The following is a 25,602-nucleotide window of genomic DNA, read 5'->3' on the forward strand; positions in this document are numbered from 1 at the left end:
GCTTTCTTTTACTCTGATGTCATTTTCCTCTGTTCCGTTCTCTTGGATCCATATAATCCCGGACTGTATCGCCCAGCAGATTAAATATCATAACTGTAATAAAAATCGCGGCTCCCGGAGCCAGCACCATCCACGGTGCGATCTGCAGCATACTTCTTCCGTCATTGATCATACTTCCCCACTCAGCCATTGGCGGCTTCACTCCAAGTCCCAGGAAGGAAAGTCCTGCAAGCTCCATCATCATGGTTCCGATATCAAGAACTGCTGTCACAAGAATCGGTCCTGCAATATTGGGTAAAATATGTTTTATCAGAAGTTTTCCTGTACTGCTGCCGGAAAGCTTCGCTGCCATCAGATACGGAGAAGCTTTCTGTGTCAGAGTAAGTCCTCTGGCAAGCCTTGCAAATTTCGGCCAGCTGATCACAGCCAGGGCGATGATCGCATTCTGGATCCCTCCTCCCAGCACAGCAGCTACTGCCAGTGCAAAAACAAGTCCCGGGAATGCAAGAAAAAGGTCGGAAATACGCATAAGGACTGCCTCTATTTTTCCGCCTCTCCAGCCGCATAAAATTCCGATCACAGTTCCCACAACCGTGATCACAGCTACCAGGATCAATGTTCCGTAAATACTCACAGTACTTCCTGTAATCACTCTTGACAGCATATCTCTGCCATAACGGTCTGTCCCCAGAAGATGCTCCGGGCATGGTGCCTTCTGTGCCAGTGTCAGATCCTGCGCATAAGGATCATAAGGGCAAAGATATTTTGCGAACGCTGCGATCAGCAAAAGTACTGCAGTCAGTATCAGAAAAAATATCAGTTTGGCCCTGGTATGATTTTTCCTGATCTTCTGTTTCCGGACAGTTATCTTCTTTTCTCCACTCATGCTCTGTCACCTCCAAGCCTTACTCTCGGATCAAGATAGTGGTAAACGATATCTGTCACAAGATTTACCAGTACATAAATAACCGCCATCCATGCCACATAAGCCTGTATAATGGGATAATCCCGCATATTGATGGCATCTACAGCCAGCTTTCCAACTCCGTCCCACATAAAAATATTCTCTACAATAGCTGTTCCTCCCAGAAGATTTCCGATGGATAAGGCCAGAAGAGTGATGATCGTCAGCATTGATGCTTTCATAACACTTTTCCATATGATCACGCTTCCTCTGATTCCCCGAGCCTTTGCCCCCATCACATACGGCTTGTTCAGCTCTTCCAAAACTGTGGCACGTACCTGCCTTGTATACTTGGCAGCCATGGAAACAGCCAGCGTCAGTGTAGGAAGGATGATGCTCTGTCCAAGATCAGAATTCGTCACTACCGGCAAAATTCCCAGTTTAACAGATAAAAAATACATCAGAACCATTGCCGCAAAAAAATTCGGCATGGAATTTCCCACAAAACTTAAGAACCGGATCACATAATCGATCCATTTATTATGTTTCACCGCTGATAAAATTCCAAGGGGAACCGCAAGAAGAACAGTTAGAATGATAGATGACAATGTCAGCATGATCGTTGCCGGAAGCTTTGAAGTGAAAGTTTCGTAAACATCTCTGTGGGAAACATAACTCTCTCCCATATCACCTGTGACCATCCCTGCAAACCAGTTTGCATATTGAACAGGAAACGGCTTATCAAGACCATATTCCGCCTTTGTCTTATCGATAATTTCCTGTGATACTGCAGAGCCTGCATTTTCATACATATACGTCACTGCATCTCCACCGGCCAGCCTCATCATGGCAAAAGACAGAAATGTGATCCCGATCAGGACCGGGATCAGCTGCAGAAGTCTTTTAAAAATATATCTTCTCATTTTCTTCCTTTCCGCATTTTAAATGTTCAGATAATAAAAGTTTAACAATCCTCCTGCTCTGTCACAACCCCCGTGGGGGGATTTCACCTATTCCATTCTGTCATGTATATGTATTCCTTTTTTACGAATAACATTCTGCTCCACTGCATACTTCACCTCGTACTCTGTGTCCCGGTGATATTTCCAGCCAGTTTTCTTCCTGCCTCTGTATCTCATTGTATTCAATCAGTGCATGTCCACGCTCTGACACCGGATCCGGAACATGTATTGCCGAAAGCAAAGATCTTGTATATGGATGACACGGATTTCCAAAAAGCTCCTCCGTTGGTGCCATCTCAACCAGTTTCCCGTTTTTCATTACACCAACCGTATCACTCAAAAACCGCACCATCGACAGATCATGGGCAATAAACAAAAATGAAAACATCTTTTCTTTCTGAAGCTTTTTAAACAGCATAACGATCTGCGCCTGAATGGAAATATCCAGAGAGGCAATTGGTTCGTCTGCAATAATAAGGCGTGGCTCCATAAGAAGGCTTCTTCCGATCGCCACTCTCTGTCTCTGGCCTCCGGAAAGCTCTCCGGATCTTTTGGAAAGGATGCTTTCATCCAGTCCGGTTTCTTTCAGAATTTCCTGAAGCTTATTTTCCAGAAGCTCCCGATCCCTGATCCTTCGGCTGATTTTTATCGGTTCCAGCATGATCTGCCGGATGTTCATTCTTGGGTTTAAAGCCGCACCAGAATCCTGAAAAATCATCTGGATTTCTCCCTGCATCCGTTTTCTGATATCGTTGTCACCTGTTCGCCTCAGTCCGAAAGGACTTTTTTTATCCGAAAGCTCCTCTCCCCTGTAAAAGAGTTCTCCACCTGTGGGGTGATAAATTCCAGCCAGGGTTCTGGCTGTTGTGGATTTTCCGCATCCGGTCTCGCCAACCAGTGCCATGATCTCGCCTTCCCGGATTCCAAAAGAAACATCATCTACTGCCCGTATAGTATAATCTGAACGAACCTGGAAGTATTGTTTCAGATTTTTAGCTTCTATGAGTATTTCCTTCTGCGCATAATCTTTTCTTTTTAAATCAGGCGTTGCTTTTTCCCATGTCCGGTTATCCTGAACATAGGCGCAAGGCTCCTGCTGTCTTTTTTTCAGAAATGAAGGGTTTTCTACTTTCGGAGCTCTTTCATCCAGCAGCCATGTCGCAGCATAATGAGTTTCACTGACCTTAAACATCGGCGGCTCTTTTTCATAATCAATGGCAAGTGCCTGAGAATTCCGGACAGCAAAAGCATCCCCCTGTGGGGGATTCAGAAGTGATGGTGGCATTCCCGGAATAGGATTCAACACACCTTTTTCATTTGTAAAAAATGGAAGGGAAGAAAGAAGTCCCCATGTATACGGATGTCTTGGATCATAATAAACTTCTTCTGCTGTTCCGATCTCAACGATCTTTCCTGCATACATTACGGCAACCCTGTCTGCGATCCTTGCAACAGCTCCCAGATCATGTGATACAAATACGATGCTGACTCCTGTTTTTTCCCGAATTTCCAGAAGCAGATCCAGGATTTTGGCTTCCACAGTTACATCCAGAGCTGTGGTAGCTTCATCCGCAAACAAAATCTGTGGATTACATGCCAGCGCAATAGCAAGAACACATCTCTGTCTCATTCCGCCTGAAAAAAAATGAGGTTGAAGTCCATATCGCTGCTCTGCATCTGAAATTCCTACCAGCTTCAGCATTTCTATCGCTTTCTTTTCAGCATTACCTCTGGATACTTTCTGATTTTTGATGATCGCTTCTGTGATCTGTTTTCCGACAGGGATCGTAGGATTCAGAGTCAGCATAGGATCCTGAAACACCATACTTACCTTGCTTCCGCACAGCTTCTCCATCTTTTTTCTTTTATAATCTGTAATGTTTTCTCCGCATAGCCGGATTTCTCCATTTTTCACCCTGGCATTTGGCGGCAACAGTTTCATCACACTGCGGCACATCACTGTTTTTCCGCATCCGGATTCACCTACGATACAAAGAATCTCTCCTTTTTTCACAGAAAGATCCACATTCCGGACGGCCTGTACCTCGCCGTCCGGTGTGTCAAAGCTTACCGAATAGTTTTTTAATTCCAAAACGGTTTCCTGCATATTTTTTCCCTTATTTTGTAATAGTCCAGTCTTCAATATTCCACATAACACCTACGGAATGATGTCCGAGAACACGTGTGGTATCCAGTCCGGAAATTCCGGAAACACCTACATAATCACCCTGAAGATAAGCTACCAGAAGAATTCCAGGTGCCTGCGCATAAGCCTTTTCAAACTCACCGTAGGATTTTTTTCGTGCTTCCTCTGTTTCACCGTGACGTCCTTCTTCAAGATATTTGTCGACATCTGCATTGGAATAATGCATATTGTTTCCACTTGCATCTGTCACAAAATTTACATATGCCATATCCGGATCAAACTGTGTTGAATAGCCTGCAAGGAATCCATTATATCCTGCATCCCAGTCAAATTTTGTCACCAGTTTTACTTCCATCTCCACGCCAGCCTGTTTCAGCATATCTGACATAACATTGGCAATATCCACACGCTCCTCTTCATAGTCACGGACCTGAATAGTGAAATGGAATTTCTGCCCGTTTCTCTCATAGATGCCATCATCACCTTTTTTCCAGCCAAGCTCTTCCATCTTCTTTGCAAAAGTATCCAGATCATAGGAATAAATATTTGCTTCTTTGTCAGTTCCAAGAGGATTTCTCTGGATCGGGCTGTACGCCGGCTCTCCCTGACCTGCCAGAACACCCGCGATAATTGAATCTTTATCCAGTGCATAGTTCAGAACGCCAATGGAATCTCCATTTTCTTTCCAGAAATCCGTGCTCATATCCATGGCAGCTCCACGGTAATCTGCTGTTGTGAACTCCCAGTAATTATATCCGTCCTTGTCCTTAAACTGGGAAGCATAGTTGGAATTCAGCCATGCAAGATCAGCTTCTCCGGACTGGAGCATAGTTGCCTTGGTAGTCTCATCAGATACGGTACGGTATACTACTGTTTCAATATTCGGAACTTTTCCATAGTAGTCTTCATTTCGTTTCAATGTGATCATTCCACCTGTGGCATCCCAGTCTTCGAATTTATAACGTCCTGTTCCTACCGGATTCTGGTTAAAAGATGTTGTATTTATATCTTCACCTTCAAGAAGATGCTCCGGAAGGATTCCCATGGTAAAATAATCCAGCATTGCCGCATCATACTGGTCAAGGGTGAATACTACGGTCTTATCATCCGGTGCCTCGATATCTGTGATATCCTGATAATTGCTGGTAATGCTTGCACCCAGAGTTTCATCCTCTGTAAGCTCTTTGTAAGTATATACAACATCTTCAGCATTAAAATCTTCTCCGTCATGCCACTTCACACCATCACGAAGTTTAAAAGTATAAGTATTGGTATCTTTATCAAAGGTATAGCTCTCTGCAAGATCCTCTACAGGTTTTCCATTTGCATCATACTTCATCAGCCCGGAAAAAATAAGATCCGGAAGCTCATCATGATTGTTCAAAAGCGGATTGATCGTACTTTCCGACTCTCCTGCATAAACCAGTGTTTTGTTTTCTTCTGCTGCAAATGCAGTTATTGTTCCCCCTGTTACAGCTCCTGTACATACTGCTGTCACTGCCGCAAGCGTTACTGCTGCACATTTCTTTCCGTAACTGTTCCCTGTTCTCTTTTTCATTTTTGTTTTCCTCATCTTTCCTTATTTTCGAACCGGTTATCCACACTTCGTCTGGATTTATCCATATCCTGTCAGATACCGGCACCATTCCACACATCATTTTCCATCAAAGATTGCTGTATTTATTATTCACTTCGCTTCTTACAAAGCTTCCCACATTGGTAATACACATCAGAGTAACCACCAGAAAAACTCCCGGTATCACGATCACCCACCAGGTATTCATGATCAGTGCTTTATTAGCCAGGGAAAGCATGCTTCCCCAGGAAACTACATCTGCCGGAAGTCCCAGTCCCAGAAAGCTTAAAGTAGATTCCATAGTGATACAGCTGCTGACAGATGAGATCACCACAAACATGATCGCTGAAACAAAATTCGGTATCAGATGATAATACATCACATATCCAAAGCCTCCTCCGCAGAGTCTTGCATACATCACATAATCGCTGTTCCGTATCTGCCGCACTTCACTTCTTACGATACGGGCCAGTGCGAACCATCCGGTAATACCAATGATAACGGAAATGCCGATCACATCATCTGCCTGAAAAACAGCAGATAAGATCAGTATCATAAGAAGTGTCGGAATGCTTCCACACATTTCCGTAAATCGCATCAGGACCGAATCAACCTTTGGTCCTGCAGTTCCGCTGATGCATCCGTAGGTAACACCGATCACAGTAATGATCGCTGCTCCTGAAATTCCGATCACCAGAGATACTCTTCCTCCATACCAGATCAGGGAGTAGATATCTCTTCCAAGAGAATCCGTTCCAAAAATAAATTCCCTTCCAGGCGGTGTATTCAGATTCCGGAGATAAAATCCTGAAGGATCATGATTTGCTACAAGATTCGCAAATACACATCCCAACACAACTATCAGCAGCAGGATCATGGAGAAAACCGGTTTTCCTTTGAGCTTTTCCCTGAATGTTATCTTTCTTTTTTGAACTTCATACGTTTTCCACCCAGAACCTACCACCTGGAAAAGCTCTTCTTCGGAAATCATACTGTTATCTACCATACTCTCACCTCTGAATCCTTCATTCTCGGATCAATCTCCTCATTAACAGTCTGTGCAATAAAACTGCTTAAAAATACGATAAAGCCCGTGATCAGCACATCTATCATCAGAAGATTATAGTCATGATATTTGGCAGATTCCACTGCCAGATTTCCAATACCTGCATAATTGAATACTGCCTCGACCGTCACTGTTCCACCGGTTACGTGAGGGACTGAAACCGCCATAATACTTACAATGGTAGGCATTACATTTCTGAGACAGTGTTTCCACAAAATTTTTCTTTTGGAAAGCCCTTTGGCCCTGGCAAGCAATACATAATCTTTCCGTACCTCATCCAGAAATTTGTTCCGTATCATATATGCGTAATACCACAGATGACTTAAGATCATAACCACAAGCGGAAGTACCATATGTCTGATACGATTGCCAATGCTGTCTGCCATTCCGACATCATAAGCGCCACTGCTCGGAAACCATCCCAGATTTACGCTGAAGATCAGTATCAATACCACCCCCAGCCAGAAAGCCGGCACATAAAAGGCTACTGTTCCTATCTTACAGATCAGACGGTCGATCCACTGATCTTCATGAAGAGTACAGAATATTGCGATCAGGATTGCCAGTGTAAAGATCACTACATAGGCGACTCCTCCCAGTACCAGAGTATTCCCGATCAGCGGTTTTATCACATTCATGACTGGCTGCCTGTACTTCAAAGACAGTCCGAACTCTCCATGAACTGCATTGGTAAGCCATTTTACATATTGTACTGCGATTCCCTGATCAAGTCCCAGTCTTGTCCTGGCAGCAGCTATCTCTTCGCTGGTCATCATCTCAAGAGAATCCCCGTAAAAGGACTGCAGAGGATCTCCCGGCGCAAGTCTTGCCATCCAGAAAACCACGACAGACAGCAGAAACATAACTACTGCAAGCAAAATGATCCGTTTCAGGATCCGGGCACCTATCTTATTTCCTTTGTTCATAATTTCCCTTTCCCACGTCCCATTACTTACATGTGAGACAGATATTCTCATTCCATTCTGCTGCATGCTCACGCACGCAATCGCTTCGCGATTTACGTTCATATTTCAAAAGCAGTTATGGTATCAAAAACCATAACTGCTTTTGAAAGGGTCGTGTTATTATTCGACAAAACATTTGTATGCACAAACAGGAGTGCGCGGAGGTTGTGTGCATTACAGTGTTTATATGCAGCACACGGATTGTGCTGTTGATATTATTTTATCATTTAATGATATTTGAACAACCCCGGTATGGGGATATTGGGACAGTCGGGTTTGGCATAGATGTGCATTTCAATTTTTCTTATGCCATACCGTTAAACACAAAACAGCCGGCATCTTCCTGCAGCAGAATCTTATTCTGCACAGAAAAATCCCGGCTGGTCTTTTCTTTATTTTTATTGCAGCTTATAACGTTTAAAATCTTCCCTTTACAAATTTCAGGAAATCTTTTCCCTGGTCACTGAGTGTCTCACCTCGTCTTCTGATACATCCATAAACAAGTCTCTGGCCTTCTCCCGGAAATGTATACTTCACTCTGGAATACCCGGGATCACGGCCTGAAAGATCGGCTCCACTTATATTGCACAGCTCACCGGAACCCAGAAGACGTTCTACGATATAATCACTGTTGGTCACCACTACCATCTCTGCTTCCACTGCGGAATGTCCGTTTTCCTCCACAAGATTCCGATAATTATCCGATGAAAATTCATCCGGGAATCTCTGTATCAGTCTCAGCTGGGACATCTTAAACTCTCCCACCTCTGACGCTGAATCTTTTTTCCCGGTATATATATTTACCTCCGTCTCAGTCAGCGGTTCAAATTCCAGATAATTCCGTAACAGAAAATACTGAAAGGCTGCCAGCTGGTTCTGCATCACATAAGCAAAGCCCATATCATCCTGGCGCGATTTCACTCTTCTTACGATCTCGTGTGTATCTGCTGCATAAACCTGATAATGGAGATCGTCCTTTTTGTGTGTTTCATAATATTCTACAAAAGTATCCGCAAACCAGGAACTGGGATGAAAGCATACACTCAGACTGCTTTTTGCAAGAGGCTGCTGTTGCATTTCCAGTTCATTCATATTTTCCAGGATCTTCTGCACATGACCATATGCACGCTCTCCCTCCGGAGTCAGCTCGATACCTTTTGCATGGCGGACAAAAAGCTGAGTCCGCATGTCATCCTCCATGGAGCGGATCACCTTACTTACATTGGACTGGGTCGTAAAAAGCAGTTCCGCAGCCTGGCTGAAAGAACCTGTTTTGGCACAGGCTGCAAAATACTGGATCTGTTTTATATTCAGCATATTTCTACCCCTGTTTTTTCGCAAAAATCAGAAACATCGGGGTAGGATTGTAAAACTCATCTTTTTCTATATAAATACGTTTACTGATTCCCAGGTCAAAAGAAAACTCCTCAACTCCCATGCGTCCCAGAGTTTCCAGATCCCAGGCAGGGCGAAGGAACGAGCTGATGGGAAGCTGGCGTTTGATGTCTTCACACTCCTGCATCAGATCATCCTGGATCTGATGATGTGCATGGTTTTCCGGAAGATCCGCAGTATCTGCGAAATCTGCTGCACCGTAGTTGGCATCCAGATTGATCATCACTCCGCCTGGTTTCAGCACACGGAACCACTCCTGATAAGCATGCTCTGCATCCGGCAGCGTCCAGGTCAGATTTCGGGATACGATCACGTCAAATTCCTCATCCGGAAAATCCGGATTCTCAGCATCCATCACTGCAAACCGGCAGACCGTGTTCTCTTCCTCCGCAAGCTCTTTTGCATGGGCGATCATATCCGGTGTCAGGTCGATACCGGTTACCTCGTGGCCTTCTTTTGCAAGAAGAATGGTAAAAAATCCTGTTCCGCATCCCACATCCAGGATCCTAAGCTTCCTTTTCTCCGGCAGATGTTTCTTAAGCTCTGTCATCCATCTTCCTGCCAGCGCACTGTGAAGCTCTGCTCTTCTCTGCTCCAAGAAGCTGTCACTTCGTTTCGTCCAGTATTCCGCAATCCTTGTTTTTCGCTCATCTTTTTCGCGGACAATATTTCCGTAGGTTACAACAGGTCCGCCTTCCACGACCTGAAGACTGGACACCTGATACAGGATCACACCATCCATGTCTGCACGGCAGATTTCCTGCACATTCCCCTCATAATCACGGATCTCACCCAGGTATTCGTCTCTCTGGATAATATCGCCCGGCTTTTTCACCGGATACCAGAGGCCGTTAACGCTGGCACACTGGTAACGCACATCATCCATCTTCAGCGGATAGTACGTGCTGTGGGAACGAACTCCGTTGTATGCTCCGATACTGCACAGGATATTCCGCACATCGCGGCGCATGGAATCTACCTCTTCTCTCTGCCAGGTTCCCATACAGCCTCTTTCCAGAAGAACTGCCGGAATATCACAGGCACTTGCCGCATAATTGTAGGCGCCTCCTGTGCTTACATTTGACTGTACCATATATGGGACATCAACCTGCTCTGCCATTTTCCGGGAGGCTTCCGAAACCTCCGGCTTCGCCACACCTGCAAAATATACATAAGGTGTCAGCTCCTCATAATCATCTCCGCCATGGAGATCAATATAATAATCTGCTTTGCGGATCAGGGATTCTGTAATGGCTGCTGCCAGACGTTCCATCCTTGTACCGTCTTTTTTGCCCGGAAAAACACGGTTCAGATTTTTTCCATCCTCCCAGCTGATACTGCCGGCGCGCTTCTCGAAGTCCTCTCGATTCAGAACCTTTACCAGAACCAGCTGACCGTTCACCTTTTCCGGTTTCAGTTTCCTGGAAAGCTCGATCAGTGTCTGGATTCCTACATATTCTCCTGCATGGAGACCTGCTGTGACAAGAATGGTTTTTCCCGGATTTTTTCCGCGGATAATGGTCGCAGGAAGGGAAAACTCTCCATCGCCGATTTCAAGAAAGCCTTCTGTTTTTTCCCCTTCTGCCACCGGAAGATTCAGGAAATGATCCGGTTTCACACCAGTTACCATGAACATTGGTGTGGACTGATAGTTCAGTCTTTCTTCCTCACTCCACACCGTTTTCCAGATTTCTGTATCTGTACGGATCCCAAGAAGTCCTGCCTCACGAAGTGTTTTCACATCCCACTGCGGACGGTGGATCTTTGACAGCGGAACCTGCAGGGCAATCCGCTCCATACGTTCAATATCTGTACAGAGATAATGATCATCCAGGCTGTTGCTTTCCACATTTTTACGGTCATTTTCGTATGCTTTTCTCTGCTCCTCCTTATAGAGATAGCCGTACCAGTTGGCATCGAAATTCAAAAGTCTTCCGCCTACTTTTAATACTCGTACCCACTCTCTGTAAGCCACCTCCGGATGCTCCAGATTCCAGGTAAGGTTTCGTGATATCACCACATCAAAGGTATTGTCTGCAAAATCCAGCTTCTGTGCATCCATGCGCTGAAAGTGAATGTTCCGGCAAAGTTCTCCCGCGTTTTCCTTTGCTTTTTCCAGCATTCCCTCTGTGTAATCCACAGCATCTACTTTGTATCCGGCTTCTGCCAGGATCACCGGGAAAAATCCTGGACCTGTTCCGATATCCAGTATCCGGATCTCTTCCTTCGGTTTATCCGGAAACTGACTGGTCAGCACCTTAAGCCAGGCATTTTTCTGTGTTCCCGCTAGCTCTTTATGATTAACCTCGGAATACCCTTCCGTGCGGGTACTCCAGTAAGATTCGATTTCATCAAGAAGTTTTTCCAAGTTGATTCCTCCGCTTTTTTTTATTTCTTCAGGGGACTTTCCGGTAAGGTTTTCCTAACTCTTTCTATACCCCCATGGGTTACGTTTAATGTATCAAATCGTCATTGTTTTAACAAGCCCCTGGGGGGGATTGGATTGTTGTAATTCTTTATTTACTGTGGTATCATCCTACCAGAAATACTTTGTGATAATAATCCATCGAAAGGATCGGTGATATACAAATGACAAAACAGGAACTGGCTTATGAAGTCATCAGCCGTTTAAAAAAAGAATATCCTGACGCAGACTGCACTCTGGATTACGACGATGCCTGGAAGCTTCTGGTAAGCGTCCGTCTGGCAGCACAGTGTACCGATGCCCGCGTCAATGTTGTTGTCCAGGATCTCTACGCAAAATATCCGGATGTTGCCGCACTGGCAGCTGCCGAACCGGAGGATATTGAAGCAATTGTCCGCCCCTGCGGCCTGGGAAAAAGTAAAGCCCGTGACATCAGCGCGTGCATGCGTATCCTCCACGAGCAGTATCATGACAAGGTTCCGGAGGATTTCAATGCGCTTCTCAAGCTTCCCGGTGTCGGAAGAAAAAGTGCCAACCTCATTATGGGAGACGTTTTCGGCAAACCGGCTATCGTAACCGATACCCACTGCATCCGTCTTTCCAACCGCATTGGTCTTGTCCATGATCTGAAGGATCCGAAAAAAGTAGAAATGGAGCTGTGGAAGATCATTCCGCCGGAAGAAGGCAACGATCTCTGCCACCGCCTTGTTTATCATGGAAGAGAAGTCTGTACAGCACGGACGAAGCCTTACTGCGACCGCTGCTGTCTTAAGGATATCTGCGAAAAAAATGGAATCTGACCTGAGCCAGATTCCGGAAAGGACTAACTTTATGAATTTCAAAAAACTGGAAAATAATCTTCTGGACATGATCCAGGAACAGCAGGTCAAGATCGGATATATGAGTGGTGTGACCCGCTTCTATTATCCGCTGCAGTCTCTGAACCGTCTTCTGGGCACAGAGCTCAGCGAATCCGAAATGCTTCACGCAATGGAGAAATTCTCCGACTATGCCTGCGAACGCCTCGGAAAAATAAAAGCTTCTTCCAAAAACGAGCGTTTCTGCATCACACTGCCTCCACAGGCCTCCGACTATGTTCACGAGAACCGGAAACCCAGTGAATTTCTGGTACGATTCATAAATACGGTAGCCCGCCATGGCTGTACGCTGGATGAAGTGATGGAAGTTTTTCACGCGTACTCCAAGCATGTACACATGGAAAAAACTACCGGCACTGGCTTTGATTATCTCGTATATTTTGAAGACGGAATCCCGGACGATTACCGGTACTGTCTCTCTCTTGAAGGTGAGCATATGATCTATCACAAATTCACCCCAGAAGATTATGAAGATTTCGGGTTTTAAACCCGAAACTTCTTCTGCATCTCCCGGATCGTATCCCTGCGCTTAAACAGAAGCAGCCACACCAGCATCAGAAAACTTACGCACATGCTGATCAGTGACGGATACAGAATCTTTACCACACCGGTCACACTTAAGATCAGCGGAAGCACCAGTCCAAACGTTCCTGCTTCCAGAAGATAGATCATATATTCTGCTGTTTCAAGCTTCTGCACAGCCGTGATCACCCACATGGAGCAGATCACCGCAAGCGCTGCCAGAGGAAGCAGATAATCTACAGACCAGCCACGCCAGCCGGTAAACACATCCCAGAGAACTCCGGCAATCGCTACGATCACCAGCTGCCACATCTCATTCTTCAGAAGATTCCTTCGTTTCACATAAGCCACCGAAACCATCAGCCAGCTGCAAAATGCTCCGGCAGTTACAAACCAGGCCCATTCGATACATTTATCTGTCATAAAATCCACCAGATTGCAGACAACCGCAAGCAGAATGCACAGAAACGTAAAGCTCTCAAAAACCTTCACCGGCTGCTTCCGCTCCTCTTTCTGTCCCGGAAAATCATTCTCACGGATCTCACAGGACACCTGCTCTTTTTTCAGTTTTTCCACAAAATTCCGCTCAATATTTCCATTGGGGATCTTCGATGTAAAGCTTAATACCATTTCATCCCCGAAAGAACAGGAGCATAACTGCAGACTGTCCGTACTTGCAAAAAGTCCGAATCGCTGAATATATTCCAGGTATTCCTCCGGCATCCGGATAATACCTACATTGGAATAAATCGCAGTAATGGATCTTCCCCCAAGCGTGGTTCCTGCCAGAAGAAACGGTGTCTTGATCTCCAACGGCACCAGACGCAGCACAGGATTTTTTTCCAGGCTTACCAGATCGTTCAGCTTCGCGGCGATCACATCCCTGCTCAGTTCTTTTTCGAACTGTTCTTTTACTGATTTCAGGATATCCTCAAACGTGGTATCTGGATAAAAATAGCAGCTGATCTCGATCCAGCCGAAAAAATTCGCCATGGACTGTGAAGGAAAATAGTTTCTTAAATTTACCGGAATCATCAGGCCGATCGGTTTTTTCACCTGATTTTTCGGCACCTCCTCATGAATCGCCCACAGCATGACAGCGGTCAGAAAAACCGTGATCGATACCCCGGCGGCTTTTGCCCTGGAATGGATCTCCTTCACCGGAATACAGACTTCCGTGATGCTCATATCCTCCTGGCGGAGCTTCTCGCCTTTCAGCTGAAAGGCTGGCTTCTTGGATTCACGTTTCCGTGGCGCATCAGAGGAATAATACTGGGAAAAACTGTCCTCCTCCATATCTCTGCCTGTAACATTCTCTTCAGAAAAAAGCTCCGGCAGATCGGCCTCCGGATGAGCCTTCCTGATGTAATTTTTCACAAGCTCCATCAGAAAATGCATAGCACCGGTTCCATCCGTAAGCGCATGAAATACCTCGAAATTGATCCGGTTCTTATAATAACTCACCCGTAAAAGAAGCGTTTTTTTATCCGGAATATAAAGTCCGCTGCATGGTGCTCCCTTCTCCTTTTCCGCAATGGCCGGAATATCCCGCCGCTCCAGATAAAACCAGAACAGTCCCTTTCTAAGGACTGCACGGAACAGCGGATATTTTTCCAGGGTCTGATCCAGTGCTGCCTGCAATGTTTCTTCTTTTATCTCTTCTTTCAGTTCACAGTAAAAACGAAATACCCTGGTGTCATTTTTTCCTGTTGCCGCAGGGAAAGCCAGTGCTGCATTATCCAGTTTTCTCCACTGTGCATATTCGTTCTTCATGATACTAATTACCTTCTTCCTGCTTCCTCTCTCTCAAGAAAACGATTCACATATTCGAAGCTTTCCTGCACATGAAGGAACTTGATCCCCAGTGCAAAATATCCGTGAAAAGCACCTGCGATACGGTGCGTCTCCACGTAATTGCCTGCTTCCGCAAGTTTCCTGCCAAATGCTTCCCCCTCATCACGCAGCGGGTCGAATTCCGCCGTGAGGATCAGTGTATCCGGCATATTCCGGAAATCTCCCGCAAGGATCGGTGCAAAATACGGATTCTGCCGGTCCTCCGGAGTTCTCTCGTAAAGCTTCAGATAATCCTCCATCTTCTCCGCAGTGAGAAGATAGCCTGTTCCGTTCGTCTTCACAGATTCAAAAGGGGACGCCTCTGTATAACAGTTATTCAGTGCCGGATAGATCAGGATCTGCTTCTTTGGAAAAAACTCTCCCCTGTCCCTGGCCATCATGCACACCGCTGATGCCAGATTGCCACCTGCGCTGTCACCCATGATGGTGATGCGGTCCGGATCTGTATTCAGCAGAAAACGGTTCGTATAAAAAACCTTCGCCGCAGCATAGCAGTCCATTAATCCCACCGGAAAACGATGCTCCGGTGCCAGCCTGTATTCCACAGACGCCACGATCTGTCCTGTGGACTGTGCCATTCTGGCACAGACACGTTCGTAATTCTCCACGCTCTCTGTGACCCAGCCACCCCCGTGAAAAAACAGAATGACCGAAGGCTTTTTGCCGGAGGCGGCCCCGTTTTCCATGGCCTCCTCTGTTGGAAAGAACAGCCGGATCGGAACCTTATAATCTCCATTATAAACTTCCGCATCCAGGGTTTTGTAAAAGATCCTCATTGGATCCATCTTCTTGATATCTGCCAGCTTTCTGGAGGCTTCCAGTTCGATCCCTCCGTAGGAAAGTGCCTGCAGAACCGTTTTTACAGCACGCGGCATGGTATTTTCATTTTTTTCCGGTATTCCCGGAATGATGATCTGACGGCTTCGTCTGTTTCCTTTTCTTGTGTATATATATTTTGTTTCTGTATTATATTTCGCCATGATCCGGATGTGTTTCACACAGGTTCGTTCATAATGCAGCCGCTTCAGGATCTCATGATCTGTACGGATGATCACTTCCGTTCCCTTATATCCCAGGATATAATAGCTGTTTTCTTTCTTTTTTATGTGTGGTCTTCTCAGTCTCAGTAAATGCTTTCTGATTTTTTTCTCACCTCCGCGAAGTTTTGTTATGTCTTCACCTATGATAGCATCCGCCGCTTATGAGTACAAGTCATAGTAAAAAATATACTGCTGCATGATCCCACGCATCCCCTTGTATCTCCGGTTGGGAAATCCCCTCTTATAATGCGCTGCCATTACCTGATGAATATGGGTATCCACCGGAAAAGCGTCCATATGGTGCAGTGCAAAAAGACAGATACACTCTGCCACTTTTTCTCCCACACCACACAGCTTTAACAGCTCTTTTTTTGCCCGGTGATAACGCATATCATAAATTTTTTCCAGAGAAACCTCTCCGGATTCGATCATCCGCGCTGTCACTGCAATATATTTCGCACGATAGCCCATACCACACCCCCGCAGTTCCTCCTCTGTGGCTCCGCTTAGCGCAGTTACAGTCGGAAAAGCATAATATTCCACGCCTCCTGAAGAGATTTTTTTCTCCCCATATGTGCGGCAAATCGTCTCGATACATTTCCGGATCCGCTTGATATTATTCTGCTGTGATATCAGAAATGTGACGATCATCTCCCACAGATCCTGCCTCAGGATCCGTATCCCGTCGCCTGCTTTTATGGCTGCATTTAAATATTTATCCCGCGGATTGGCGACCTTCATATACTCCTCATAATCTGTATCCAGGTCAAAATACCGCACCCAGTAACAGACAAACTCTTCCTGCGAACAGTAAAAATCCACAACTCCTTTTTCCTGGTGCATTTCCAGATACTGATCTCCTGCTACCATGGAAAAATGTCCGTTTCCAAGCTTCTGCATCCGGAAACACTGTCCGGAATCGCATATTTTGTCAAGGCTGAAATGTTCCAGCTCTACTGTGATCATGTTAATTCCTCTCGTAAGTATTTTTCTTTATATGAATTCCGGTATTCTCTTGGCGTCATCCGGTACCGCTCGCGAAATACCCTGTTGAAAGTCCTCTGGCTTTCAAATCCGGCATCCATGCAGATATCCGTAATGCTGTCCTCTGTACATTCCAGATGAACGACCACATAATTCAGTCTCTGCTCATTCAGAAACTGATTGAAGTTCCGGTGAAAGGTTCCGGAAAAAACTCTGGACAATGCAAACTTGCTGATTCCCAGATCCCGGGCCATGCTTTCCAGCGAAACTGACTCTTTGAAATGCCTAGCTATATAGGACACTGTCTGATAAATAATATCATTGCTTTCCACACGGCTCTTCTCTGTAAGCTGAAAATGCGGAATGCTTCTGGCCAGCAGTATCTGCACATAAGCCTGCTCCACGGCAAAATCATCGTCCTTCGCCTTCCGGTTTGCCAGCAGGCAGCTGACTGCATTGACAATATCCGGATGTACATCTTCTTTCTTTATCACCGGGTCTTCCGGGCAGCTGTTCTGTATGATCTCCGTAAACTGTCCATTCAGTGCAGGCTTCGCCCAAAGATAGCAGGCCTTGTTGTTTCCCTGGGAAAAAACCTGATAGTGATGGATCACATCCGGAAAGATCACTGCGAAATCTCCCTCTTCCATGTGAAAAAGCTCCTGTCCCATTCCCAGCTCCAGACTCCCCTCGGTAATATAAATAAATTCCGTAGAGTTGTGAAGATGGGGCGAAGCATGTGCAGATGTCTTAAGATGAATATGCAGATCCTTCTTTTTTTCTTCGTATATTGGAAGCATGTCTTTTTTATCTCCTGCAAGATTTGGCTACTTTTTCTGTATTTTTGGCACGTAATGTTACCAAGGGTTTATTATAATGCATTTGTAAGTTAAAGAAAAGAGGAGGAAAACAAAATGAGAAAAATCAAAGAATTTCTGAAAGAAGCATTTAGAAGCTACATGGAGATGTGTGGAAGATACCCATACTGCTTCCGCTAAAAATGTCCACAATGATGTCTGAAATCACGTGGACTCAGAAAGAATCTCAAGTGCCCGTCTGTATCTTCCCTGTAAACGGGAAATCTGTCGGTCAGATATATTTTCACAGTCAGCGAGACGTGTTACATCAGAATTGTGGAGCAGATCAGCCTGCTTCACTTTTTTTGCAATTAAATTCTTCCGGAGATTCCGGATATAGTCAAAATAATTCATGCTCTTATCTCTCGTGAGAAAATGCAGAGCCTCCACAACCTCTTCCGGAAATTCTCTCGCCAAATCCTCAAAAGAAATTTCCGTATCTTCTACAACATCATGGAGAAGTGCCGTACAGGTGCTGAGCTCATCGTCCATCTGCTCAGCCACATAAAAAGGATGAAAAATATAAGGAACCCCGCTTCGATCTGTCTGTCCATGATGTGCCTCATATGCCACCTTCATAGCTTTTTTCGTCAAAGCTGTATAAATCATATCCGCGCCTCCCGTCCGGTTCCGCCGAACCGCCGTTATGATCACTGTTTACTCCGTTTACAGCAATCTTTTTTGTACTCTGTTAATATACTATATCATCTGACTGTCTTTCCCACAAGGACAATAACTCTTATATGTCTATCATTTCTTCTTATATCGAATCCTGCAGTCTTGCCCTCATCCTGAAATTGGTATATACTTAATTTCATCCGGGCAGAATCCTGTTATTGATAATGTCCGAAACTTATCCCATTCCAGAAAAGAAAGGAACCTGAACCTATGAAATTTATATATCCCGCAGTTTTCCGTCCCACCGAGGACAAAAAATACAACGCTTTTTTCCCGGATCTTGCCTGCTGCGAAGCAAAAGGTGATACTCTGGATGATGCCATTGAGAATGCCAATGCAGCTGCCTATGACTGGATCTACACAGAGCTTATGGAGTTCGAGGGCAAGCTTCCTCCTGTTTCCGAGGAAAGCGATCTGGATCTGAAAGAAGGCGATGTTGTCCGCAATATTTCCGTCAATATCCGTTTCCAGGATGGATGGGATGAATAAAACATTTCTCTGAAACACAAAAAGCACCGGGATCGGTCGCTGCCTTACTATTGAGGTTCGATCGATCCTGATGCTTTTATTTTTCATTGGTCGTGATACTGTCTGAAAAATCTACGCAGTCCGTCCAGTGCCTTCACAAGTACATCTGCCTCATCTTCGTTCAGCTCTGCAAGCACTGCATCTGTCATCTGTCTGTGGAATTCCGCATGGTGATGATATGCCATACGTCCCTTATTGGTAAGCTGGATAAAGACAACACGGCGATCCTTTTCGCTTCGTTCTCTCTTCACATAGCCTTTCTTCACAAGACTGTTCATGGAAGTCGTAAGAGATCCCACTGTAATGTTCAGCTTGGCTGCGATAGAGGACATATTTCCCCCGCCAAGTCCCACTGCCTCGATAATGTGCATATCATTGTTGGAAATATCTTTATATTTATCTGTGATGATGGCTTCTTCCTCCAGCCGGAGGATCTCATTGAACAGATGCACCAGCACGTCATTTATAACTTCCCGATTGTCCACTCCTACCCCGCTCCTGTTTCTCCGGAGACTATTATTCTTCTCCGATTCTCTGTATGAAGTCATCGTAACATAAATACTATATTTTTTCCACTGGATTTTTGCTTATCAGGTGCGAAATATTATCCATAACCGTACACGAAATGTTTCGTTTTTTACATTCTGCGGAAGCGTTCATAACGGTGTTCCAGAAGCTCTTCGCATGCTTTTCCACTGTATTTCCCGAGAAAATCTGCAATTCCCTTTTCCAGATATTCCGAAACCTCTGCCATATTCTCACGGCTTACCGGCTCTGTTTCGGGAATCACATGCTCGATCATCCCCATTTCCAGAAGATCACCTGCTGTCAGCTTCATCACAGCTGCAGCCTCTTTTGCTTTTTTACTGTCTTTCCAGAGAATCGACGCAAAACCCTCAGGAGACAAAATAGAATAGACGGAATGTTCCAGCATCCATACTTCATCTGACACTGCAAACGCAAGGGCTCCGCCGCTTCCGCCTTCTCCGATCACAATGGACAATACCGGAACCTTAAGGCCGGACAGTGTGTAGAGATTTTTTGCGATTGCTTCGCCCTGTCCCCGTTCTTCTGCCTCCAGGCCGCAGAAAGCACCCGGCGTATCCACAAGACAGATCACCGGACGGTGAAACTTCTCTGCCTGCTGCATCAGACGCAGGGATTTCCAGTAGCCCTCCGGAGATACCATACCGAAATTCCGGGCAATGTTTTCCTTTGTGCCTTCGCCTTTTTCCTGTGCCAGAACTGTTACCGGTTTTCCATGGAAAAATGCCACACCGCCGATCACAGCCGGGTCATCACCACAGTGACGGTCGCCGTGAAATTCCATAAAATCATCAAAAATTTCTTCGATATAATTTTTCCCCGTGGGACGTGTTTTGGCTCTGGCCGTCTGCACATGCTCCCAGGGCGTAAATTCATCGGATGGTGTAAATTCCGGCCAGATATCTGTCTTTCGGATTCCGGCATCTCCATCGTTACTGTCCAGTTTATTGGACTGTCCGTTTTTATGGTCTTTGCTTTCTTCCGGCTGATGCAGTTTCAGAATATCTGCCAGAACAAGCCTCTGATCTTCCCGCTCCACGATCCTGTCAACAAATCCATGCTCCAGAAGAAACTCTGCTCTCTGGAATCCTTTCGGCAGCTTCTGGCCTATGGTCTGCTCGATGACTCTGGGGCCTGCAAAACCGATCAGTGCTTTTGGCTCCGCCAGAATAATATCTCCCAGCATGGCAAAGCTTGCTGTCACACCACCGGTCGTAGGATCTGTCAGAACCGGTACATAGAGAAGTCCTGCATCACTGTGTTTTCTGAGCGCCATGCTTGTTTTTGCCATCTGCATTAAAGATACCAGGCCTTCCTGCATTCTGGCACCCCCGGAACAGATGTAGAGGATCACCGGAAGCTGTTCTTTCGTTGCACGTTCAAAAACGCGGGTGATCTTTTCCCCTACGACCTCACCCATACTGGACATCAGAAAACGGCAGTCGCATACACCTAACGCCACAGGCATTCCCATGATGAAGCCCTTTCCTGTGACTACAGCCTCGTCAAGTCCTGTTTTTTCGCGCAGTGCACGAAGCTTTTCTCCATAGCCCTTATACGAAAGCGGATTCTTCTCTTCCATATGGGCATCCCACTCTTCAAAGCTGTTTTTGTCCACAAGCATTTTGATCCGCTTATAGGCCGGCATGTGAAAATAATTTCCGCAATGCGGGCAGATATAATGATTCCGTTTTACCTCATCTACAAAAACTGCTGCCTTGCAGGCATTACATTTACGCATCAGTCCATCCGGAACCTCGGGTGTGTTTTCCTGTTCCTCTCCCCGGATATCCATGATAGTCTTTTTGAACATGTGCTTAATTCTCATTGATCTTCACTCCTGCAATGGTATGGCTTGCGAGAAAGCCGGTATCAAAATTTCCTGACTGGTAATCCTCATTTTTCAGAATCTCATACTGATAGTCGATATTGGTGTCGATTCCGTCAATGATCACCTCACCAAGCGCACTCTGCATACGTGCAATGGCTTCCTTCCGGTTGTCTGCATGAACGATCAGCTTGGCAAGCATGGAATCGTAATACGGTGGGATCTTGCAGCCGTTGTACACACAGGTATCAACACGGATCCCGTTTCCTCCCGGAAAATGTGCTCCTTTGATGATTCCCGGTGACGGCCGGAAATTCTTTTTGGGATTTTCTGCATTGATCCTGCACTCGATCGCATGTCCCATAATGTGGACATCCTTTTGGGTGATCGTAAGTGGCTCACCGGATGCAATCTTTATCTGCTCTTTCACAAGGTCGATTCCTGTGACCCACTCTGTTACCGGATGCTCCACCTGGATTCTGGTGTTCATCTCCATGAACCAGAATTTTCCGTCCGGCTCAAGAAGAAACTCGATGGTTCCGGCATTGACATAGCCTGCTGCTTTTGCCGCTGTTACCGCTGCACGACCCATCTTTTCTCTGAGTTCCGGAGAAACAGCTGCACTTGGTGATTCCTCGATCATCTTCTGATGATTTCTCTGGATCGAACAGTCACGTTCTCCCAGATGGATCACATTTCCCTGATTATCTGCAAGGATCTGAAACTCAATATGTCTTGGATTTACCACAAAATGTTCGATATACATAGTACCATCACCAAAAGCAATCTCAGCTTCTTTTCTGGCGGTTGCATAAGCTTCCGGAAATTCCTCCGGTGTGTTTGCCACACGCATGCCTTTTCCGCCGCCTCCAAGAGCCGCCTTGATGATTACCGGATATCCGATCCGTTCTGCTTCTTTAAGCCCTGTCTCAATATCATCGATTGAGCCATCGGTTCCGGGGATTACTGGCACACCTGCCGCGATCATGGTGCTTCTTGCAATCTGCTTGTTTCCCAGCATACGGATAACCTTCGATGGCGGTCCCACAAATGTGATGCCGCACTTTTCGCAGAACTCTGCAAACCTGGCGTTCTCAGAGAGAAACCCAAAACCAGGATGAATGGCATCTGCCCCGGAAACCATTGTCGCACTGATAATCTGTTCCATGTTCAGATAACTCTGCGCGGAAGGTCCCGGTCCGATGCAGACCGCTTCATCTGCCAGCTGCGTGTGAAGGCTTTCCTCATCTGCCTCTGAATAAACAGCCACCGTTGCAATTCCCATTTCCCTGCAGGCACGGATAATACGCACCGCGATCTCGCCTCTGTTGGCGATCAGTAACTTTCGAATCATACAATCACCTTACCCGATCATAAATGTAAGCTCTGCTTCTACCGCAACCTCTCCGTCCACAGATGCTACTGCGGAACCAATTCCTACAGGTCCCTTTCTGCGGATGATCTTTGTTTCCAGGCGAAGCTTGTCTCCCGGAATTACTTTTCTGCGGAATTTACATTTATTGATACCGCCGAAATACGCTGTTTTTCCCTTCATATCCTCCAGGGAAAGGATCGCAACCGCACCAACCTGTGCCAGTGCTTCCACCATAAGAACTCCCGGCATTACCGGCTCCTGTGGAAAATGTCCTCTGAAAAAGTCCTCCCGGAAAGTCACACATTTGTATCCCACAGCAAATTCTCCCGGTTCATAATCTTCGATATAATCCACAAGCAGAAACGGATGTCTGTGTGGGATGATCTCCTCGATCTGTTTCACATCAAGATGTCTCATTTCATATCCTCCTGAAAAGCTCCGGGTAAAACAGCCTGTCTGAAGACCGTTATGCTTTTTATCCGAAGCTGTATCTGTTATTATTTTTTATAAGCCTTATTTAATGCGAAAAAGCTTCTGTCCGTATTCTACCGGTTTTCCGTTCTCCACATAAATCTCCGCAATCTCTCCATCGAAATCACTTTCGATCTCATTCATCAGCTTCATGGCTTCCACAATAGCAAGAACCTGACCTTTTTTTACTTTATCGCCTACCTGTACATATGGCGGAAGATCCTGGGATGGTGCCGCGTAAAAAGTTCCCACTAACGGAGAAGTTACAAAGTTGCCGGACTGGTCCTCTTTCTCTGATATAGCTGCCGAAGCAGGTTCTTCTGTTTGAACTGACTGTACAGATGCTACTTGTCCGCTCCGAGATTCTGCTACAGTTGGCACTGTTGCTGCGCTGTGGACTTTTCCACCTGCATTTCCTGCTACCGGAATGTTTTCCACAGTTTCCCCCATAACACCCTGGATAATCTGTGGTTTTCCATGCTCCATACTTAAGGTCAGATCTGCAGTCTCATATGTAAAAGCAGTAAGCTCTGATGCTGACACGTGATCGATCAGCTCAAGGATCTGGTTAAATTCCATGTTCAGTCCTCCTCATACTTCTTCACAAGCAATGTTCCGTTATGGCCGCCAAAGCCAAGGGAATTGCTCATCGCATAACGTATCTCCTGGCTTGCAGGTGCACCGATCATGTAGTTAAGATCCAGTTCTTCCTCTGTTTCCCTGGTTCCCACTGTCTGATGGATAAAGCCGTCCAGAATGGATTTCACACATACGATAAATTCCACAGCTCCTGCTGCTCCCAGAAGATGTCCTACCATTGATTTTGTGGAGTTGATCTTCACATTTTTTGCAGCATCCTGAAATGCAAGCTTAATGGCTCTTGTCTCAAAAAGATCATTGTGATGTGTTCCGGTTCCGTGTGCATTGATATAGTCAATTTCCTCCGGTGCCACACCAGCCTCTTTCATGGCATTTTCCATGGCACGTGCAGCGCCGCTTCCGTCCTCTGCCGGAGAAGTGATATGAAAAGCATCTGCAGTCGCACCATATCCCACAACTTCTGCAAGGATATTGGCATTTCTCTTTTTCGCATGCTCCAGCTCCTCCAGAACAACAACGCCTGCTCCCTCGCCCATGACAAAGCCGCCCCTGTCCTTATCAAACGGAATGGAGGCGCGAAGCGGGTCCTCACTGGTGCTTAAGGCTGTCAGGCTGGAAAAGCCTGCGATTCCGATAGGGCAGATGGCACCTTCTGTACCACCGGCCAGCATCACATCCGCGTCTCCGTACTGAATGGCACGGAACGCATCTCCGATACAGTGTGTTCCTGTGGCACAGGCAGTTACCACGTTGGTGCATTTTCCTTTTGCACCGATTGCAATGGAGACATTTCCGGCTGCCATATTTGTGATCATCTTCGGCACAAGAAGCGGATCTACTCTTGCCGGTCCTTTTTCCACAAGCTTTTTCTCATTCAGCTCTGTAGCCTGAAGGCTTCCCACACCGGAGCCAATGATCACGCCTACCATATACGGATCCTCTGTCTCCATGTTCAGTCCTGCATTTTCCACTGCCTCAAGTGCAGCCGCCACTGCATACTGAGAAAACGGCTCCATTCTTCTTGCTGTTCTAGGATCCATACGATCCTTTGCCACAAAATCCTTAAGCTCTGCTGCCAGTGTTGCCTTATAGCCAGTTGTATCAAAACGGGTGATCGGTCCGATTCCCACCTTGCCTTCCTTTACTCCGTTCCAGAAGCTCTCCACATCATTACCAATAGGTGTCACTGCACCAAGTCCTGTTACTACTACTCGTCTCTTCATCGATCTTCCTCCTGACTCCCGGGAGTCTTTTCTACATTGCCATTCCGCCGTCTACGCGGAGTACCTGTCCTGTGATATAGCGTGCGCCGTCCGATGCCAGAAATGCAGCTGCCTTTGCCACATCCTCTGCAGTTCCCATACTTCCCATAGGAATAGAGGCTGCGATATTTTCCTTTACTTTATCAGAAAGTACATCTGTCATATCGGTCTGAATGAAGCCTGGTGCAATGGCATTTACTGTGATTCCTCTGGAGGCCAGCTCCTTTGCCGCAGATTTTGTAAGTCCGATGATTCCTGCCTTGGACGCTGCATAGTTGGCCTGCCCTGCATTTCCTCTTAAACCGACAACAGAGGAAAGACTGATGATCCTGCCGCTTCTCTGTCTCAGCATCATTCTGGACACGTGACGGATGCAGTTGAACGCGCCTTTCAGATTGACCTCAATTACTCTGGAAAAATCCTCTTCGCTCATCTTCATAAGAAGTCCGTCTTTTGTGATACCGGCATTGTTTACCAGAATATCAACCCGTCCATAACGTTCTGCAATGGTTTTGAAAAAATCCTCGCATGCGCCAAAATCGGCCACATTGCACTGCATGACCGCTGCCTCGCCACCGGCCACCTCGATCTCTTTTTTTGTTTCCTCTGCTTTTTCTGCAGATCCGTTATAATTGATCACTACAAGATTTCCTGCTTTTGCAAGCTCCAGGGCGATAGCTTTTCCGATTCCGCGGGCACCGCCTGTTACTACTGCGATTTTTTTATCTGACATATGGATT

General features: G+C 46.0%; 23 protein-coding genes. 3 read left to right on the forward strand and 20 right to left on the reverse strand.

Annotation, left to right across the window (positions count from 1 at the left end; all coding sequences use genetic code 11):
* Positions 1–19: 19 nt before the first annotated feature.
* The 8 genes from nikC to WMO28_RS09075 all read right to left on the reverse strand — a co-directional run bounded on the left by nikC (position 20) and on the right by WMO28_RS09075 (position 11,382).
* Positions 20–886: a nickel transporter permease gene (gene nikC, locus WMO28_RS09040; RefSeq protein ID WP_349056738.1), complete on the reverse strand. Its 867-nt coding sequence runs from the start codon at positions 884–886 to the stop codon at positions 20–22.
* Positions 883–1,827, reverse strand: a complete 945-nt coding sequence (gene nikB / locus WMO28_RS09045) for a nickel ABC transporter permease (RefSeq protein WP_119239273.1) — start codon at positions 1,825–1,827, stop codon at positions 883–885. The genes nikC and nikB overlap by 4 nt, the downstream gene beginning before the upstream one ends.
* 121 nt (positions 1,828–1,948) lie before the next feature.
* Positions 1,949–3,958 (reverse strand): dipeptide ABC transporter ATP-binding protein, encoded by a 2,010-nt coding sequence (locus WMO28_RS09050; protein ID WP_349056739.1) that lies wholly within the window; start codon positions 3,956–3,958, stop codon positions 1,949–1,951.
* Between the two features lie 25 nt (positions 3,959–3,983).
* Positions 3,984–5,570 carry an ABC transporter substrate-binding protein gene (locus WMO28_RS09055; protein ID WP_349056740.1) on the reverse strand — a complete coding sequence of 529 codons (1,587 nt, stop codon included), beginning with the start codon at positions 5,568–5,570 and terminating at the stop codon, positions 3,984–3,986.
* Between the two features lie 106 nt (positions 5,571–5,676).
* Positions 5,677–6,594, reverse strand: a complete 918-nt coding sequence (locus tag WMO28_RS09060; RefSeq protein ID WP_349056741.1) for an ABC transporter permease — start codon at positions 6,592–6,594, stop codon at positions 5,677–5,679.
* Complete coding sequence (locus WMO28_RS09065) at positions 6,588–7,580, reverse strand: ABC transporter permease (RefSeq protein WP_349056742.1); 993 nt, start codon at positions 7,578–7,580, stop codon at positions 6,588–6,590. Before WMO28_RS09065 ends, WMO28_RS09060 begins: the two co-directional genes overlap by 7 nt.
* A gap of 456 nt (positions 7,581–8,036) precedes the next feature.
* Entirely contained in the window at positions 8,037–8,936 is a 900-nt protein-coding gene (locus tag WMO28_RS09070; protein WP_349056743.1) for a LysR family transcriptional regulator, read from the reverse strand.
* 4 nt (positions 8,937–8,940) lie between these two features.
* Positions 8,941–11,382 carry a methyltransferase domain-containing protein gene (locus WMO28_RS09075; RefSeq protein ID WP_349056744.1) on the reverse strand — a complete coding sequence of 814 codons (2,442 nt, stop codon included), beginning with the start codon at positions 11,380–11,382 and terminating at the stop codon, positions 8,941–8,943.
* A gap of 221 nt (positions 11,383–11,603) precedes the next feature.
* On the opposite strand from WMO28_RS09075, the gene WMO28_RS09080 reads away from it, so the two are divergent.
* Together WMO28_RS09080 and WMO28_RS09085 are read left to right on the forward strand one after the other, a co-directional pair.
* Positions 11,604–12,239 (forward strand): endonuclease III, encoded by a 636-nt coding sequence (locus tag WMO28_RS09080; RefSeq protein WP_178642464.1) that lies wholly within the window; start codon positions 11,604–11,606, stop codon positions 12,237–12,239.
* A gap of 31 nt (positions 12,240–12,270) precedes the next feature.
* On the forward strand, positions 12,271–12,804 hold the full coding sequence (locus WMO28_RS09085) for a DUF3877 family protein (RefSeq protein WP_178642461.1): 534 nt from the start codon (positions 12,271–12,273) through the stop codon (positions 12,802–12,804).
* On the opposite strand, the gene WMO28_RS09090 is transcribed toward WMO28_RS09085, so the two are convergent.
* From WMO28_RS09090 to WMO28_RS09110, 5 genes are all read right to left on the reverse strand, one after another.
* Positions 12,801–14,612 (reverse strand): DUF6320 domain-containing protein, encoded by a 1,812-nt coding sequence (locus WMO28_RS09090; RefSeq protein WP_178642458.1) that lies wholly within the window; start codon positions 14,610–14,612, stop codon positions 12,801–12,803. The two genes, WMO28_RS09085 and WMO28_RS09090, sit on opposite strands and share 4 nt — an antisense overlap.
* Positions 14,613–14,620: 8 nt before the next feature.
* Positions 14,621–15,568, reverse strand: coding sequence for an alpha/beta hydrolase (locus WMO28_RS09095; RefSeq protein WP_349056768.1), 948 nt, complete (start codon positions 15,566–15,568; stop codon positions 14,621–14,623).
* A 324-nt stretch (positions 15,569–15,892) separates the two neighbouring features.
* Positions 15,893–16,699, reverse strand: a complete 807-nt coding sequence (locus WMO28_RS09100; RefSeq protein ID WP_349056746.1) for a DNA-3-methyladenine glycosylase family protein — start codon at positions 16,697–16,699, stop codon at positions 15,893–15,895.
* Entirely contained in the window at positions 16,696–17,517 is an 822-nt protein-coding gene (locus WMO28_RS09105; protein WP_178642452.1) for a helix-turn-helix domain-containing protein, read from the reverse strand. The genes WMO28_RS09100 and WMO28_RS09105 overlap by 4 nt, the downstream gene beginning before the upstream one ends.
* A gap of 222 nt (positions 17,518–17,739) precedes the next feature.
* Positions 17,740–18,183, reverse strand: a complete 444-nt coding sequence (locus tag WMO28_RS09110; protein ID WP_178642449.1) for an HD domain-containing protein — start codon at positions 18,181–18,183, stop codon at positions 17,740–17,742.
* A gap of 279 nt (positions 18,184–18,462) precedes the next feature.
* Between WMO28_RS09110 and WMO28_RS09115 the strand changes: the two genes are divergently transcribed.
* Positions 18,463–18,741, forward strand: a complete 279-nt coding sequence (locus tag WMO28_RS09115; RefSeq protein ID WP_119239261.1) for a type II toxin-antitoxin system HicB family antitoxin — start codon at positions 18,463–18,465, stop codon at positions 18,739–18,741.
* Positions 18,742–18,824: 83 nt separating this feature from the next.
* Here WMO28_RS09115 and WMO28_RS09120 read toward each other — a convergent pair whose 3' ends face one another.
* The 7 genes from WMO28_RS09120 to fabG all read right to left on the reverse strand — a co-directional run bounded on the left by WMO28_RS09120 (position 18,825) and on the right by fabG (position 25,595).
* On the reverse strand, positions 18,825–19,265 hold the full coding sequence (locus WMO28_RS09120; RefSeq protein ID WP_178642446.1) for a transcriptional regulator, SarA/Rot family: 441 nt from the start codon (positions 19,263–19,265) through the stop codon (positions 18,825–18,827).
* 152 nt (positions 19,266–19,417) lie between these two features.
* Positions 19,418–21,154, reverse strand: coding sequence for an acetyl-CoA carboxylase, carboxyltransferase subunit beta (gene accD / locus WMO28_RS09125; protein WP_349056747.1), 1,737 nt, complete (start codon positions 21,152–21,154; stop codon positions 19,418–19,420).
* On the reverse strand, positions 21,144–22,508 hold the full coding sequence (locus tag WMO28_RS09130; RefSeq protein ID WP_349056748.1) for an acetyl-CoA carboxylase biotin carboxylase subunit: 1,365 nt from the start codon (positions 22,506–22,508) through the stop codon (positions 21,144–21,146). Before WMO28_RS09130 ends, accD begins: the two co-directional genes overlap by 11 nt.
* A 9-nt stretch (positions 22,509–22,517) precedes the next feature.
* Positions 22,518–22,946, reverse strand: coding sequence for a 3-hydroxyacyl-ACP dehydratase FabZ (gene fabZ / locus WMO28_RS09135; RefSeq protein WP_178642435.1), 429 nt, complete (start codon positions 22,944–22,946; stop codon positions 22,518–22,520).
* 96 nt (positions 22,947–23,042) lie between these two features.
* Positions 23,043–23,579 (reverse strand): acetyl-CoA carboxylase biotin carboxyl carrier protein, encoded by a 537-nt coding sequence (accB, locus tag WMO28_RS09140; protein ID WP_178642432.1) that lies wholly within the window; start codon positions 23,577–23,579, stop codon positions 23,043–23,045.
* 2 nt (positions 23,580–23,581) lie between these two features.
* Positions 23,582–24,823: a beta-ketoacyl-ACP synthase II gene (fabF, locus tag WMO28_RS09145; RefSeq protein WP_178642429.1), complete on the reverse strand. Its 1,242-nt coding sequence runs from the start codon at positions 24,821–24,823 to the stop codon at positions 23,582–23,584.
* Between the two features lie 31 nt (positions 24,824–24,854).
* Positions 24,855–25,595 (reverse strand): 3-oxoacyl-[acyl-carrier-protein] reductase, encoded by a 741-nt coding sequence (gene fabG / locus WMO28_RS09150; RefSeq protein ID WP_178642426.1) that lies wholly within the window; start codon positions 25,593–25,595, stop codon positions 24,855–24,857.
* Positions 25,596–25,602 lie beyond the last annotated feature (7 nt).

It is taken from the genome of Blautia aquisgranensis (assembly GCF_040096615.1).
GTDB classification, from domain to species: domain Bacteria; phylum Bacillota; class Clostridia; order Lachnospirales; family Lachnospiraceae; genus Blautia_A; species Blautia_A aquisgranensis.

Bases quoted from the DNA above. Each gene is read 5' to 3' on its own strand.
- nikC (WP_349056738.1), bottom strand. From the start codon at position 886: ATGAGTGGAGAAAAGAAGATAACTGTCCGGAAACAGAAGATCAGGAAA.
- nikB (WP_119239273.1), bottom strand. From the start codon at position 1,827: ATGAGAAGATATATTTTTAAAAGACTTCTGCAGCTGATCCCGGTCCTG.
- WMO28_RS09055 (WP_349056740.1), bottom strand. From the start codon at position 5,570: ATGAAAAAGAGAACAGGGAACAGTTACGGAAAGAAATGTGCAGCAGTA.
- WMO28_RS09060 (WP_349056741.1), bottom strand. From the start codon at position 6,594: ATGGTAGATAACAGTATGATTTCCGAAGAAGAGCTTTTCCAGGTGGTA.
- WMO28_RS09065 (WP_349056742.1), bottom strand. From the start codon at position 7,580: ATGAACAAAGGAAATAAGATAGGTGCCCGGATCCTGAAACGGATCATT.
- WMO28_RS09070 (WP_349056743.1), bottom strand. From the start codon at position 8,936: ATGCTGAATATAAAACAGATCCAGTATTTTGCAGCCTGTGCCAAAACA.
- WMO28_RS09080 (WP_178642464.1), top strand. From the start codon at position 11,604: ATGACAAAACAGGAACTGGCTTATGAAGTCATCAGCCGTTTAAAAAAA.
- WMO28_RS09085 (WP_178642461.1), top strand. From the start codon at position 12,271: ATGAATTTCAAAAAACTGGAAAATAATCTTCTGGACATGATCCAGGAA.
- WMO28_RS09090 (WP_178642458.1), bottom strand. From the start codon at position 14,612: ATGAAGAACGAATATGCACAGTGGAGAAAACTGGATAATGCAGCACTG.
- WMO28_RS09095 (WP_349056768.1), bottom strand. From the start codon at position 15,568: ATGCCGCGTGCTGTAAAAACGGTTCTGCAGGCACTTTCCTACGGAGGG.
- WMO28_RS09100 (WP_349056746.1), bottom strand. From the start codon at position 16,699: ATGATCACAGTAGAGCTGGAACATTTCAGCCTTGACAAAATATGCGAT.
- WMO28_RS09105 (WP_178642452.1), bottom strand. From the start codon at position 17,517: ATGCTTCCAATATACGAAGAAAAAAAGAAGGATCTGCATATTCATCTT.
- WMO28_RS09110 (WP_178642449.1), bottom strand. From the start codon at position 18,183: ATGATTTATACAGCTTTGACGAAAAAAGCTATGAAGGTGGCATATGAG.
- WMO28_RS09115 (WP_119239261.1), top strand. From the start codon at position 18,463: ATGAAATTTATATATCCCGCAGTTTTCCGTCCCACCGAGGACAAAAAA.
- accD (WP_349056747.1), bottom strand. From the start codon at position 21,154: ATGAGAATTAAGCACATGTTCAAAAAGACTATCATGGATATCCGGGGA.
- WMO28_RS09130 (WP_349056748.1), bottom strand. From the start codon at position 22,508: ATGATTCGAAAGTTACTGATCGCCAACAGAGGCGAGATCGCGGTGCGT.
- fabZ (WP_178642435.1), bottom strand. From the start codon at position 22,946: ATGAGACATCTTGATGTGAAACAGATCGAGGAGATCATCCCACACAGA.
- accB (WP_178642432.1), bottom strand. From the start codon at position 23,579: ATGGAATTTAACCAGATCCTTGAGCTGATCGATCACGTGTCAGCATCA.
- fabF (WP_178642429.1), bottom strand. From the start codon at position 24,823: ATGAAGAGACGAGTAGTAGTAACAGGACTTGGTGCAGTGACACCTATT.
- fabG (WP_178642426.1), bottom strand. From the start codon at position 25,595: ATGTCAGATAAAAAAATCGCAGTAGTAACAGGCGGTGCCCGCGGAATC.